The organism is Bordetella genomosp. 9 (assembly GCF_002261425.1).
Lineage (GTDB): Bacteria > Pseudomonadota > Gammaproteobacteria > Burkholderiales > Burkholderiaceae_B > Bordetella_C.
Genome location: NZ_NEVJ01000002.1, coordinates 1032361 through 1045247 on the forward strand (window position 1 = coordinate 1032361; position 12887 = coordinate 1045247).

15 protein-coding genes are annotated in these 12887 nt (G+C 67.6%); 8 read left to right on the forward strand and 7 right to left on the reverse strand.

The window, feature by feature from the left end; all coding sequences use genetic code 11:
- Positions 1–9: 9 nt before the first annotated feature.
- From CAL26_RS10885 to CAL26_RS10910, 6 genes are all read right to left on the reverse strand, one after another.
- The gene (locus CAL26_RS10885) at positions 10–660 is read right to left on the reverse strand and encodes an amino acid ABC transporter permease (protein ID WP_094846867.1); all 651 of its coding nucleotides are present in this window, start codon (positions 658–660) and stop codon (positions 10–12) included.
- On the reverse strand, positions 657–1331 hold the full coding sequence (locus CAL26_RS10890; protein WP_094846868.1) for an amino acid ABC transporter permease: 675 nt from the start codon (positions 1329–1331) through the stop codon (positions 657–659). Before CAL26_RS10890 ends, CAL26_RS10885 begins: the two co-directional genes overlap by 4 nt.
- Positions 1332–1343: 12 nt before the next feature.
- Positions 1344–2849: an MmgE/PrpD family protein gene (locus CAL26_RS10895; protein WP_218831529.1), complete on the reverse strand. Its 1506-nt coding sequence runs from the start codon at positions 2847–2849 to the stop codon at positions 1344–1346.
- Positions 2850–2854: 5 nt separating this feature from the next.
- Positions 2855–3652, reverse strand: a complete 798-nt coding sequence (locus tag CAL26_RS10900) for a transporter substrate-binding domain-containing protein (RefSeq protein WP_094847037.1) — start codon at positions 3650–3652, stop codon at positions 2855–2857.
- 137 nt (positions 3653–3789) lie between these two features.
- Positions 3790–4203, reverse strand: coding sequence for a RidA family protein (locus tag CAL26_RS10905; protein ID WP_094846869.1), 414 nt, complete (start codon positions 4201–4203; stop codon positions 3790–3792).
- Positions 4204–4246: 43 nt separating this feature from the next.
- Positions 4247–5218, reverse strand: coding sequence for an agmatinase (locus tag CAL26_RS10910; RefSeq protein WP_094847038.1), 972 nt, complete (start codon positions 5216–5218; stop codon positions 4247–4249).
- 192 nt (positions 5219–5410) lie between these two features.
- Between CAL26_RS10910 and CAL26_RS10915 the strand changes: the two genes are divergently transcribed.
- The 3 genes from CAL26_RS10915 (at position 5411) to CAL26_RS10925 (ending at position 8434) form a co-directional block, all read left to right on the forward strand.
- Positions 5411–6325: a LysR family transcriptional regulator gene (locus CAL26_RS10915; RefSeq protein WP_094846870.1), complete on the forward strand. Its 915-nt coding sequence runs from the start codon at positions 5411–5413 to the stop codon at positions 6323–6325.
- A 92-nt stretch (positions 6326–6417) separates the two neighbouring features.
- The gene (locus CAL26_RS10920) at positions 6418–7368 is read left to right on the forward strand and encodes an alpha/beta hydrolase (RefSeq protein ID WP_086064484.1); all 951 of its coding nucleotides are present in this window, start codon (positions 6418–6420) and stop codon (positions 7366–7368) included.
- Between the two features lie 82 nt (positions 7369–7450).
- Positions 7451–8434: a tripartite tricarboxylate transporter substrate binding protein gene (locus tag CAL26_RS10925; RefSeq protein ID WP_094846871.1), complete on the forward strand. Its 984-nt coding sequence runs from the start codon at positions 7451–7453 to the stop codon at positions 8432–8434.
- Positions 8435–8450: 16 nt separating this feature from the next.
- Here CAL26_RS10925 and CAL26_RS10930 read toward each other — a convergent pair whose 3' ends face one another.
- Positions 8451–8786, reverse strand: coding sequence for a thioredoxin family protein (locus CAL26_RS10930; protein ID WP_086064485.1), 336 nt, complete (start codon positions 8784–8786; stop codon positions 8451–8453).
- Between the two features lie 172 nt (positions 8787–8958).
- Between CAL26_RS10930 and CAL26_RS10935 the strand changes: the two genes are divergently transcribed.
- The 5 genes from CAL26_RS10935 to CAL26_RS10955 all read left to right on the forward strand — a co-directional run bounded on the left by CAL26_RS10935 (position 8959) and on the right by CAL26_RS10955 (position 12855).
- Entirely contained in the window at positions 8959–9252 is a 294-nt protein-coding gene (locus CAL26_RS10935; RefSeq protein ID WP_094846872.1) for a hypothetical protein, read from the forward strand.
- A gap of 24 nt (positions 9253–9276) precedes the next feature.
- A complete protein-coding gene (locus CAL26_RS10940) occupies positions 9277–10080 on the forward strand; it encodes a DUF72 domain-containing protein (protein ID WP_094846873.1) in 804 nt (267 codons plus the stop codon).
- A complete protein-coding gene (locus CAL26_RS10945) occupies positions 10077–10811 on the forward strand; it encodes a GNAT family N-acetyltransferase (protein ID WP_094846874.1) in 735 nt (244 codons plus the stop codon). The genes CAL26_RS10940 and CAL26_RS10945 overlap by 4 nt, the downstream gene beginning before the upstream one ends.
- Positions 10812–10814: 3 nt before the next feature.
- On the forward strand, positions 10815–11336 hold the full coding sequence (locus CAL26_RS10950; protein WP_094846875.1) for a cupin domain-containing protein: 522 nt from the start codon (positions 10815–10817) through the stop codon (positions 11334–11336).
- A gap of 127 nt (positions 11337–11463) precedes the next feature.
- The gene (locus tag CAL26_RS10955) at positions 11464–12855 is read left to right on the forward strand and encodes a lytic murein transglycosylase (protein ID WP_256988302.1); all 1392 of its coding nucleotides are present in this window, start codon (positions 11464–11466) and stop codon (positions 12853–12855) included.
- The last annotated feature ends 32 nt before the right edge of the window (positions 12856–12887 follow it).

The following is a 12887-nucleotide window of genomic DNA, read 5'->3' on the forward strand; positions in this document are numbered from 1 at the left end:
GTGTTCGCCTCAATGCTGGATGCGCATGCGCCGCTCCACCCACGAGCCCAGCAGCGAGCAGGGGAAGCACAGCGCGAAATAAAACAGGGCCACCAGGCCGTAGACGGTGAAGGGCTGGAAGGTGACGTTGGCGATCATCTGGCCGGTACGCGTCAGCTCCACGAAGCCGACCACCGACGCCAGCGACGTGTTCTTGATGATCTGCACGACCAGGCCCACCGTGGGCGGCACCGACAGGCGCAGCGCCTGCGGGAAGATGACGTGGCGCAGCTGCTGGCGGAAGGTCAGCGCCAGGCTGGCCGAGGCTTCCCATTGCCCCTGGGGGATGGATTCCACGCAGCCGCGCCAGGTCTCGGTCAGGTAGGCGCTGGCGTACAGCGTGAAGCAAATGACCGCCGCCGTCATGGGCGAGGTCTCGACGCCGGCCAGGGCCAGGCCGAAATACACCAGGAACAGCTGCATCAGCAGGGGCGTGCCCTGGAACACCTGCACGTAGGCGGCGATCGGCCGTTCGAACAGGCGGGGCCGGCCCAGGCGCAGCATCAGCAACAGCAGGCCGACCAGTCCGCCGCCGACGAAAGCGATGGCCGACAGCGCCAGCGTCCACGGCAGCGAGAACAGCAGGTTGCGCAGGATATCCCAGGTGGAGAAGGCGATCATCGGCTGACTCCCACCGGCGCGCAGCCGAACAGAAATCGGGGGCCCAGCCATTGCAGCAGGCGCCGGAACATAATCGATAGCGCCAGGTAGAGCAGGGTGACCACGATGTACGACTCGAACTGCCGGAAGGTCTCGGCGGCGATGCGGTTGGTCACGTAGGACAGCTCGGCGGTGGAGATCAGGCTGCAGACGGCGGTGGCCAGCATGATGATGACCAGTTGGCTGGTCAGGCCCGGCCACACGCGCGAAAGCGCCGGCGGCAGCACCACCCGCGTGAAGATGTGCCAGCGGCCCAGTCCCAGGGATTGCGCGGCTTCGTGCTGCCCCTTGGGCGTGGCCTCGATGCCCGCGCGGATGATCTCGCACGCGTACGCGCCCAGGTTGATCGTCAGCGCGAAGATGGCCGCGGGAAAGCTGGCGAAGCGCAGGCCGATGGCCGGCAGGCCGAAGTAGATGAAGAAGATCTGGACGATGAAGGGCGTGTTGCGGAAGAACTCGACGTAGCAGGCGACGGCCAGGCGCGTGGCCCGCGAACCTTGCACGCGGCACCATGCGCAGGCGATGCCGAGCAGCGTGCCCAGCGTGCAGGAGATCACGGTGAGCAGGGCGGTGATCGCCAGTCCTTCCAGGAAGACGGGCCAGGCGGCGAGCACGCCGGTGAAATCGAGCATGAAAGAGGTCCTTTATTCGGGCCGGGGACGGGGGCGGGGGCGGCAATCGGCACCGGCACCGGCACCGGCACCGGCCGTGCTCGTATCGGACGCCATGGCGGACGCCTCGGCCAGGGTGTCGAACAGGGCCTGGACGGGCATGGGGCCGTCCAGGGCACGCAACTGCGCCAGCAGGCGCATGGCGGCCGGCTCGCCGATGACGTGGACGGTGCAGTCCAGGAATTTGCGCGTCGACTCGGCCGGCGATAAAGGCGCGCCCGGGCTGCCGACCGCCTTGTCGCGGCTGCCCTGCAGCACCGTGCCGTCGCGCAGTTCGACGCGTACGATCGCGCCTTCCGGCGCATCGCGGCGCCGCGCGGGATCGTTCCAGGACGGGCCCGTGCGCATGCGCACTCCGCGCATCGCCGCGCGCAGGTCGGCGCGCGTCAACTGGTTCGCGGACAACCCGTCCAGGCCCCAGTCCGGCTCCAGCAGGGTCATGGCGATGGCGTAAGGCATGCTGAAGCGGGCCTGCGCCGGACTGTCGGGAACGTCATGGCACAGGTTGGCGGCGACGACGGGTGGCACGTCGCATTCCACCGACGCCACGTCCGCGGCCCGGAATCCATGGCGGCGGATCAGGGCGCGCAGCGCGTCGACCGCCGCATGGGAAGACAGGCAGACGGGAATGCGCTTGACGTCGACGCCGGGATCCAGCAGATACCATCTGTCGCCCGGCATATGCAGCGCGGCGGTGTCGAACCGGCCTTGGTTGTAGCGCGCCGCGAAGCCATGCTCGTGGCCGAAGGGATCGGCGGGACCGTGCGCGCCGGCTTGGGCCAGCAGCGCGGCCTGCACGCCGGCTTCGGCGGCCTTGCCCGCCATCAAGGGCTTGGCATCCGAGGCGAAGCAGGACTTCGTGCCGGCGGCCATGCCGACGGCCAGCGACAGCGCGTGGGCGGTGCGCCGCGCGTCCAGGTCCAGCAGCTTGCAGACCGCCATTGCCGCGCCGATCGGGCCCAGCACGCCGGTCGTCCACCAGCCCAGGTCGTAGAGCAGCCCGTGCGTGGCGGCGCCGACCGCGTATTCGCATTCGGCGCCGGCGACCAGCGCGGTGATCGCCTGGGCGCCGCTCGCGCCGGTCGCCTGTGCGCAGGCCAGCAGCGCGGGCACGATGACCGCCGAGCCGTGCACGAAGCCGGCATAGCAGTTGTCGTCGAAGTCCAGCGCATGCGCGGCCGTGGCGTTGGCGAAGGCGGCCTGCGGCGGCGTGGCGTGGATGCCGGCGCCGGTCCCGGCCGGGCGCGCCAGGGCGGCCAGCACCGTGCTGCGGGCGGCGCCGACCCCGGCGCACAGCGCCAGCGCGGCCCGGGCCGGCGGCGTGATGCTGCCGGCCACCGCGACGCCGACCGTATCGAGCACGCAGGACAGCGCCGCGTGACGCACCGCGTCCGGTATGCGATCGGGCGACAGCTCGCTCACCCATTGCGCCATGCGCGGGCCGGCCCCCGCCGGCGCCGCCAAGGTCTTGCTGTCCACGCCGCTTATTCAGGCAGGTCGCCCGCCGGCGCGCCCATCCAGCGCTTGGACAGGTCGTCCAGCTTGCCGTCGCGCTTGGCCTCGCGGATGATGTCGTTGACCTTGGCGAGCAGCTTGGGCTGGTCCTTGCGCACGCCGATATAGCAAGGCGAGTTGGCCAGTACGACCTTCAGCCCCATGTCCAGGCTGGGATTGCGCTGGGTCAGGGCCGCCGCCACCGGCGTACCGCTGGCGAACAGCTCGGCCTGTCCCGACATGAAGGCAGCGATGGTGCTGTTGTTGTCTTCGTAGCGGTTCACCACCGCCTTGGGCGCCAGCTTCTGCAGTTCCTGGTCCTGCATCGAGCCACGGGTCACGGCGATGGTCTTGCCGGCCAGGTCGTCATAGGTCTTGGCCGGATTGCCCTTCTTGCCGAAGATGGCGTCGAAGAACGGCGCATAGGCGATGCTGAAGTCGATCACCTGCGCGCGTTCGGCGGTCTTGCCCAGCGAGGAAATCGTCAGGTCGGTCTTGCCGGTCTGCAGGTAGGGCACGCGGTTCGGCGCCGTGACCGGCACCAGCTCCAGCTTGACGCCCAGTTTCTGCGCGATCAGGCCGGCCATGTCCACGTCCAGTCCCTGCGGCTTCATGTCGGGCCCGACGAAGCCGAAAGGCGGGTAGTCGGTGGGTACCGCGACGCGGATGGTCCCGCGCTGCATGATCTCATCGAGCAGATCGGCGGCGTGTGCAGCGGTGTGTGCGCTCATCGCCAGCACACACGAGAAAGTGGTCAAAGCCCCGAGTATCCATTTTTTGAGTCGCATGTCGACGTCCTTGGTCAATACTGCCGTTCAAAGTCCTGTCGCCGCGACCCCTGCGCATGCGGGTATCGCGGCGTTGCGTATGACTCCTCGGCTTCCCCTTGAGGGTCCTGTGCGGGAGCTGGTGCTCCTCTGCGTGTTCAGTCGGGAATGACGGCCGTGGCATCGATCTCGACCAGATACTCCGTGCGGGCGAAGGCGCTGATGACCAGGCCGGTGGACACCGGGAACACGCCTTTCAGCCACTTGCCGACCACGTTGTAGACCGCCTCGCGATAACGCGGATCGGAGATATAGATGGTGACCTTGCAGATGTGGTCCAGCTGGCTGCCGGCTTCCTTGAGCAGCATATCGATATTTCGCATGGCCTGCTCGGCCTGTCCGGCCACGTCGCCGACGCTGACGCATTCGGACGTATCCAGGTTCTGGCCGATCTGTCCGCGCAGGTAGACCGTGGTGCCGCGCGCCACCACCGCCTGGCACAGATCGTTGTCGATCTTCTGCTCGGGATAGGTTTCGCGCGTGTTGAACTTGCGTATGCGTGTGTGTGCCATCGTGGTGTGCGTGTAGTGGGTGGAGAGGAATCCGGTCGGCGCTTCAGGTCCGGTCGAAGTAGCCGGCGCGGATGGTGCTGCCGATCAGGTTGACGATCAGGCGGCCGGCGGTCACGCAGGTCAGCCGCGTGGGCGTGTCCTTGGCCGGTTGGATTTCGACGATGTCCATGCCGACCACGCGGCCCTTGCGGACCAGGCCGTGTATGAGCTTGCGGGCCTGCAGGAAGGTGACGCCGCCCGGCGCGGGGCCGTCGACCGCCGGCATGATGGTCGGATCCATGCCGTCCGCGTCGATGGACAGGTAGTAGTTGCCGCCGTCCGGGATACGCGCCAGGACGGCGTCCATGCCGATATCGTGCAGCTCGTAGGCGCTGACCAGTTCGGTGCCGTAGGCCTTGGCCGCTTCGTAGTCGGCGGGGCGGCCGCTGCCCTGGGCGCGCAGGCCGATCTGGATGATCTTGCCCACGTAGGGAAGCTCGGATGCGCGGCGGATCGGACTGGACAGCCCGTCGCGCACGCCGTTGACGTCGTCGCGCCAGTCCAGGTGCGCGTCGACGTGCACCAGCGTGATCTCCTTGCCCAGTTCCTCGTAGCCGCGCAGGACCGGATTGGTGATCGCATGGTCGCCGCCCAGCACGATGGGCAGGCCGCCGCCGCGCAGGATATGGCGTACCGCCGTCTCGCAGCGGCGGAAATGCTCGCCGGGCACGTGGATGTCGGGCATCACGTCGCCGCAGTCGACGAAGCGGATGTCGGTACGGCCCTGCAGCAGCGGTCCGTCGATGTCGAAGTCGTAATGCTCCGGCGCCCGCACCATGCGGTCGGTGACCTCGCGGATGGCCTGCGGCGCGCGCGTCTGGTCGTTGCTGAAGGCCTGCGGCGTGTAGGGCGATCCGAAGGGCATGCCCAGCACCGCGATGTCGGCGCGCAGGCCCTCCAGGTCGGTGACCAGCTCGGAATACAGCAGGGTCTTGTGGCCGGTCTTGGGCGGGACGGTAAGGGGGGAGGTAGCCATGGTGGGAATGAAGGCCGCGGACGACGGCGCCTTGGTTTGCATGCGGCTACTTTACGGAGCGGTGACAGGCTCCGAAAAATGATATTTTTGCGTGCCTAGTCTTGAGAAACGAAACTTGTCACCGGGTTTTCCCGCGCTGCGCGGCGTGTCGTGCGCGGGTTTTCCCGAGGATGGCCCCGGAGCCGGACGCCCATGCTGAAGCTCGATTTCGATGAACGCAACCTGCGGTCGCTGCGCGTGTTCTGCCACGTGGCGGAAGCCGGCGGCTTCGCCGCCGCCGAACGCCGGCTGCTCATGTCCAAGGCATCGATCAGCCGCCACATCCGCGACGTCGAGGCCCGCCTGGGCGTGCGGCTGTGCGAGCGCGGCCCGGGCGGCTTCCGGCTGACCGCCGAAGGCGTGGTGGCGCTGAACCTGGCGACCACGGCCCTGCGCGCGCTGGCCCGCATCCAGCCCGAAGTCGACGCTGCCCACGGCGTGCTGTCCGGGCCGCTGTCCATCGGCCTGGGCGAGCACACCCTGACGCACCCGGATTGCCATCTGCCGGAGGCGCTGGGCGAACTGCACCGGCAGGCGCCCAACGTGCGGCCGGAAATCGTGGTGATGTCCTTCAACGAATTGAACCAGGCCCTGCACACGCAGCGCATCGACGTCGCCATCCGCGGCAAGTACAGCGAGGACCGCGATTTCAACTATCTGCCGCTGTATGTCGAAACCCACCGCGTCTATGTATCGCGCAACGTCGCGCTGGCGCGCGACCAGGCGCGGCTGCCGCTGGTCTATCGTTCGCATCCCTACGTGGAGCGCGCGCTGGCTACCGGGCGCTTCGAGCGCGGGCCGGAGGCGGGGGGATTGGACGCCGTCGGCGCGCTGGTGGCCACCGGTTACTACCAGGGGCTGCTGCCCACCCATTACGGCGAACTGCTGCAGGGCCGATACGGCCTGCGCCTGGCGGCGCGCGGCGTGCGCTATTCCCACACCGGCTGCGCCGTGACCCTGGCGTCGCGGCCGCTCAGCCACCGCGCGGACCTGTTCCTGCACGTGCTGCGCCAGCTGCACCGGCAGCCGCGCATCGCTGGCGCGAACAATGAAGGTGCTTTTCCGTGAACAATCTGTTCACCGCTGCCTGTTGAATCGCGCCCCTGGCGGGTTCACCATGTTTTCCTCTGTACGTCACTTGGCTCTTATAGGAAAACACCATGGCTCAAGCAGCATCTACTCAGGATCTGGGGGGCACCAATGCCGTCACCTGGCAGGGGGGAGAAGAACACTGGATCCAGCGCGACGGCGACGTCAAGCTCTTCATGTGGCACAAGCCGGCCGCCGCCGGCGTTCCCCACGCGGGCACCATCCTGTTCGTGCATGGGTCGTCCATGGCCTCGCAGCCCACCTTCGACCTGAGCGTCCCGGGTCGCCCCGATTCTTCCGTGATGGACTGGTTCGCCGCGCGCGGCTTCGATACCTGGTGCATGGATAACGAAGGCTACGGCCGTTCCAGCAAGCATCGCCCGATCAACTTCGATATTCCCAACGGCGCGCTCGACCTGGCCGCGGGCAGCGAGTACATCCTGCAGCGCGCCAAGGACAAGAAGCTGATGGTCTACGGCATTTCGTCCGGCGCCTTGAAGGCCGCGCTGTTCGCCCAGCAGCATCCCGACCGCGTCGCCCGCGTGGCGCTGGACGCCTTCGTGTGGACCGGCGAAGGCAGCCCGACGCTGGCGCAGCGCAAGCTGAAGCTGCCGGAGTTCCTGGCCAAGAACCGCCGTCCCATCGATCGGCCCTTCGTCGAAAGCATCTTCTCGCGCGACCATCCGGGCTGCGCCGACGACAACACGGTTTCCGCCTTCGCCGACGCCATCCTGTCGCTGGACAACTCCATGCCTACCGGCACCTACGTCGACATGTGCAGCAAGCTGCCGCTCATCGATCCGGAAAAGCTGCTCGTGCCCACCATCGTGATGCGCGGCGAATACGACGGCATCGCTTCGTTCGACGACCTGGCGGAGTTCTTCAAGCGCCTGCCGAATACCTTCAAGCAGTTCACCGTCATGCAGGGTATTTCGCACGCCAGCTTCCAGCAGAAGAACTACAAGATGGTCTATCACATCCTGCACGCCTTCTACACCCAGCCGGAGCCGGTGTATCGCTGATGCCGACGCGCCCATGCGGCGCGATGCGAGAGCCCGGCACACCGGGCCTCGCCTTCCATGAATAAGAACGGAGGAGACTACGATGCGACATCGAATTGCAAGTGCGGTGGCGGCGCTGGCGTTGTGCGGGGCCGTGACGGCCACGGCATGGGCGCAGGGCGATACGGCCAACTATCCCAGCGCGCCGATCAAGCTGGTCGTGCCTTTCGCGCCTGGCGGCTTCACCGACGTCGTCGCGCGCATGCTGGGGGAAAAGCTCGGGGCGGAACTGGGACAGCCGGTCGTGGTGGAGAACCGCATGGGCGCGGGTTCCACCATCGGCACGGACTACGTCGCCAAGGCGGCGCCGGACGGCTACACGCTGGTGCTGATTTCCACCACGCACGTCATCGGGCCGTGGCTGTACAAGAAGCTGCCCTATGACGCGATCAAGAGCTTCGCGCCGATCACCAAGCTGGTGGACAGCCCCTACGTGCTGGTGACCAATCCCAAGGTGCCGGCCAGCAGCGTCGCCGAGCTGATCGCGCTGGCCAAGGCCAAGCCGGGGCGGCTGGACTATGCGTCATCGGGCAACGGCAGCAGCCAGCACCTGGCGGCCGCGCTGTTCGCGTCGATGGCGGACATCAAGATCAATCACGTGCCCTACCGGGGCAGCGGGCAGGCCCTGGCCGATATCATCGGCGGCCAGGTTTCCATGGGTTTCCTGGGGGTGACGGCGGCGCTGCCGCAGATCGCGGCCGGCAGGCTCAAGGCGCTGGCCGTGACGACCAGGCAGCGGTCGACCGACCTGCCGGACGTGCCCACGCTGGACGAGGCGGGCGTGAAGGGCTACGAGGCCAACATCTGGCTCGGCCTGCTGGCGCCCGCCGGCACGCCCAAGCCGATCCTGGACAAGCTGCATGACGCCACCGCCAAGGTGATGCGCGGCCCGGACGCCGCCAAGGCCCTGGCCACGGCGGGCCTGACCTTGAGCCTGAGCAGCGAAAGCGAGTTCGAAGCGCTGCTGAAATCCGAATCCGCCAAGTGGGGCAAGGTGGTGCAGGATACCGGCGCGACCGTCAACTGACGGCGACGGCTGGCGCTCAGGGCAGGATGCCCGGGTACCCGTCCAGCGCCAGGCTGATCTGCTGGCGGATGTCCCAGTCCTGCAGCCGGGCCTGCACGGGGCCGTGGAAGGCCCCGTTGCGGACCACGAACATTGCCGGCAGGTGAAAGACCTCGTAGCGCTCCACCAGCCCGCCGTTGTCGCCCGCGTCCACCCAGCATATCCGGTCCACCGGCAGATCCATGCCGGGCAGCTGTTCGCGCGCCAGCTTGCAATTGCCGCAGGTCCGGCTGTGGAAGACCACCAGGGACAGGCCCTGCGCGTCCAGCAGGAAGCGGTCGGCCGTGCCGTCGTTCAAATCGATTTCTTCCATCACTTCAAGGTCGCATCCGGTTCTGGCGGGTAGCCGGCATGTTAGCCGCATCCCCCGGCCGCCGCGGGAATGACCACGGCCGCCGCCTCGGTATCGCACCGGGGCGGCGGTGCGCTTTTGTGTCGCGCAACTATGGTTAAGATAAGCGGAACCGGCATCCTCACGAGGCGACATGCAAGCGAACAGTTTTTTCGAATCCCTGGGCAATGTCCTGGGCGAAATCATCCGGTCCATCGTCGGCGTGCTGCGCTACGTACTGGGCGGCATCGGCCGGGCGATCAGCCAGTTTTCCGAAGGCCTGGCCCATGCCATGGGCATGAGCCCCAATCTGTTCAATTTCGCCGTGCTTATCCTGGGCGTGCTGCTGCTGATCGCGGCGATACGCGCCCTGCTGCGCCGCTCGATACTGGGTTTCCTGTTCTGGGCCGTCCTGGCCGTGCTGGTCCTGGGCGCGCTGATCGGCTAGCGCCCGCAACATCGGAGAACGCATATGGCTGCAGGCCGCATACGTACTGGCATCGGCGGATGGACCTTCGAACCCTGGCGCAAGAACTTCTATCCTGACGGCCTGCCGCACAGCCGCGAACTGGAGTACGCCAGCCGCCAGGTCACCGCCATCGAAATCAACGGCACCTACTACAGCACGCAGAAGCCCGCGTCCTTCGCCCGCTGGCGCGACGAAACGCCCGACAATTTCGTGTTTTCGCTCAAGGCCACGCGCTACGCCACCAACCGGCGCGTGCTGGCCGAAGCCGGCGATTCGGTGCAGCGCTTCATCGGCAGCGGGCTGAGCGAACTGGGCGACAAGCTCGGTCCCATCGTCTGGCAATTCGCGCCGACCAAGGCGTTCGACGCCGAGGACTTCGAGGCCTTCCTGGCCCTGCTGCCCGCCAAGGTCGACGGCTGCCGCCTGCGCCACGTCATGGACGTGCGCCACGCCAGCTTCATGGACGCCGCGTACCTGAAGCTGGCGCGCAAGTACAAGGTGGCGACCGTGTTCACCGACTCCGACAAATTTCCGTCCTTCGCCGACCTGACGGCGGATTTCGCCTATGCGCGGCTGATGCGCGCCAGTCCCGACAATCGCGCCGGTTATCCGCCCAAGGCGCTGGAGGCCTGGGCCGAGCGCGCCCGGACCTGGGCGGCCGGCGGCCAGCCGGAGGACCTGCACTACGTCGACGCGGCAAAGGCCAAGCCGCGCGCCAAGGGCCGCGACGTCTTCATCTATTTCATCAACGGTCACAAGGAAAAAGCGCCGGCCGCCGCGCAGGCGCTTCTGGAGAAGCTGGCATGACCCGCATCAACGACTATGGACAATCGATAGGCGACCCGCTGCCGGGATGGACGCCGCGCCCGCGTCCGCCCGCCACGCCCATGCAGGGACGCTATTGCCGCATCGAACCGCTGGATCCGGCGCGCCACGGCGACGATCTCTACCATGCCTATAGCCAGGCGCCGGACGGCCGCTTGTGGACCTACCTGTCCAGCGAACCGTTTCCCGATCGGGCGTCGTTCGATGCCTATCTGGAAAAGGCCGCCGCCAGCACCGACCCCTTGCACCATGCCATCATCGACAGGGCTACCGGCAAGGCCATCGGCAGCGCGGCGCTCATGCGCCTCGATCCCGCCAACGGCGTGATCGAGGTCGGGCACGTGACCTATTCGCCCCTGCTGCAGCGCACGGCGCATGCGACGGAAGCGCAGTACCTGTTCATGAAGCGCATCTTCGACGAACTCGGCTACCGCCGCTACGAATGGAAGTGCGACAGCCTGAACGAGCCGTCGCGCAAGGCGGCGGTGCGCTACGGGTTCACCTTCGAAGGCATCTTCCGCCAGGCCGTCGTCTACAAGGGGCGCACGCGGGATACCGCGTGGTTTTCCATGCTGGATGGCGAGTGGGCAACGCTGCGGACGGGCTATGAGGCCTGGCTGGCGCCGGACAACTTCGACGCGCAGGGCCGGCAGCGGCGCACGCTCGCGGCCTGCCTGGGACGTGAGCACGCCACGTCCACGAGCCTGGAGTAGGGCGTGGCGAACGAGAGCGACGAAGCGCAACGCCTGATCGATCGGCTGGGTCTGCAACCGCATCCGGAAGGCGGCTACTATCGCGAGACTTATCGCGCGGCGGAAACCGTGCATCGCCCCACGCTGGCGGTGCAACGCTCGGCCAGCACGGCCATCTATTACATGCTGAGCGGCGATGCGTGGTCGGCCTGGCACCGCATCCGTTCCGACGAGGTCTGGCATTTCTATGCCGGCGGCGCCTTGCTGGTCCATGTGCTGGACGGGCAGGGCGCATTGACCACCCATCGCCTGGGCAATGCGGTCGACGACCCGGACTGTGTGTTCCAGGCCGTCGTGCCGGCCGGCTGCTGGTTCGCCGCGGAACGGGTCCGCACGGACCGCCACACCCTGGTCGGCTGCACGGTCGCGCCGGGATTCGAGTTCAGCGATTTCGAGTTGGCCGACGTCGAACGCCTGGCGCTGGCGCATCCGCGGCACAAGTCGCTGGTGGCCAGGCTGGGACCGCGGCAGGGCGCGTTACCATAGGTGGTCTTCCAACCACCTGCACGCGCGTCGCGCGTGCCGCGACTTCGAGATGCCTTTGCTTCCATCCAGCACCGATCTCTCCACGCAACGTTCCCCGCAATTGCCGCATATGCCGCAAGCACCGCGCATGCGGACTTCAACAGGCGTCGCCCGCTGGCTTCCGGTCCTGCTGCTGACGGCGGCCGGCATCGCCGGCTGCGCCCAGCCCGCCACCAGCGCATCGGCCCAGGGCGCGGCACCGTCGGCCCCCGCGTCCGGCAGCGCGCCCGCGACGGCTGCGCCCGGTAATGCGCCCGGTAATGCGCCCGCGATGTCCGCCGCCGGCGCCACGCCGGCCGAACAGGATCGCGACCCCGCCCAGTGCCTGGCCACCCTGCGCGCCGGCGCGCCCGCCAATGGCGTCAGCGTGGCGGACTTCGATCGCTATACCCAGAACACACGCCTGCTTGCGGTGACCGTCGCGGCGGCCAAGGCGCAGCCGGAAGGCAAGGAAACCTGGTGGGACTACATCGCCAAGACCGTGGACGACCAGCGTGTCGCCGACGGCAAGGGGGTCATGGACAAGTCCCGCGACGCGCTGAACCGGATCGACGACCGCTACCAGATCGACAGCGAACCGCTGGTCGCCATCTTCGGCATCGAAACCAACTACGGCTCGCAACTGGGCAAGGTGGACGTGCTGAACGCCTGGCTGACGCGGGCCTGCACCGAACAGAAGCCCTTGTGGGTCAAGAACGTCTACGCGTCCGTACGCCTGCTGCGCGACGGCACCGTCACGCGCGACAACTTCATCGGCTCGTGGAGCGGCGCCTTCGGCATGACGCAGTTCATTCCGACGTCGTTTTACGAACTGGCGGCCGATGGCGACGGCGACGGCCGCATCGATCTGTATGGATCGCTGCCGGATGCGCTGGCGTCCACCGCCAATCACCTGCTCAAGCGCAGGGCGACGTGGACCCGCGGCATGCCCGCGGTCATCGAGGTACGCCTGCCGCCGTCCATGGCGGCGACGCTGCCGGCATCGCCCGACGACGAGATCATGAACCGCGACGATCGCCGCACCCTGTCGCAATGGAACGATGCCGGCGTGACGCGCGCCGATGGCACGCCCTTGTCCACGGTCGCCATTTCGCAGCCGTGGCAGACGGTGCCAGCCTATCTGTTCGCGCCCACGGGTGCGCGCGGCCCGGCTTTCCTTGCCACGCGCAATTTCGATGCGATCCTGCACTACAACCAGTCGCATAAGTACGCCCTGGCGGTGAGCCTGCTGACCAACCGGTTGAAGGGCGGGCCGGGATTGATCGCCGCCTGGCCCACCGACGATCCGGGCCTGTCGCGCGCGCAGATCAAGGAATTGCAAGGCCTGCTGGCCGCGCGCGGCTATGACGTCGGTACGCCGGACGGCATTCCCGGCAGCAAGACGCGCCAGGCCGTGGCGGCGGAACAGCAGCGCCTGGGCCTGCCGCAGGACGGCCGCGTGGGCTACAAGATCTATAGCGCCCTGCGCGGCGGGGGATAGGCGCGCGCCTGCGTGCGCGGCGGGCAGTACGG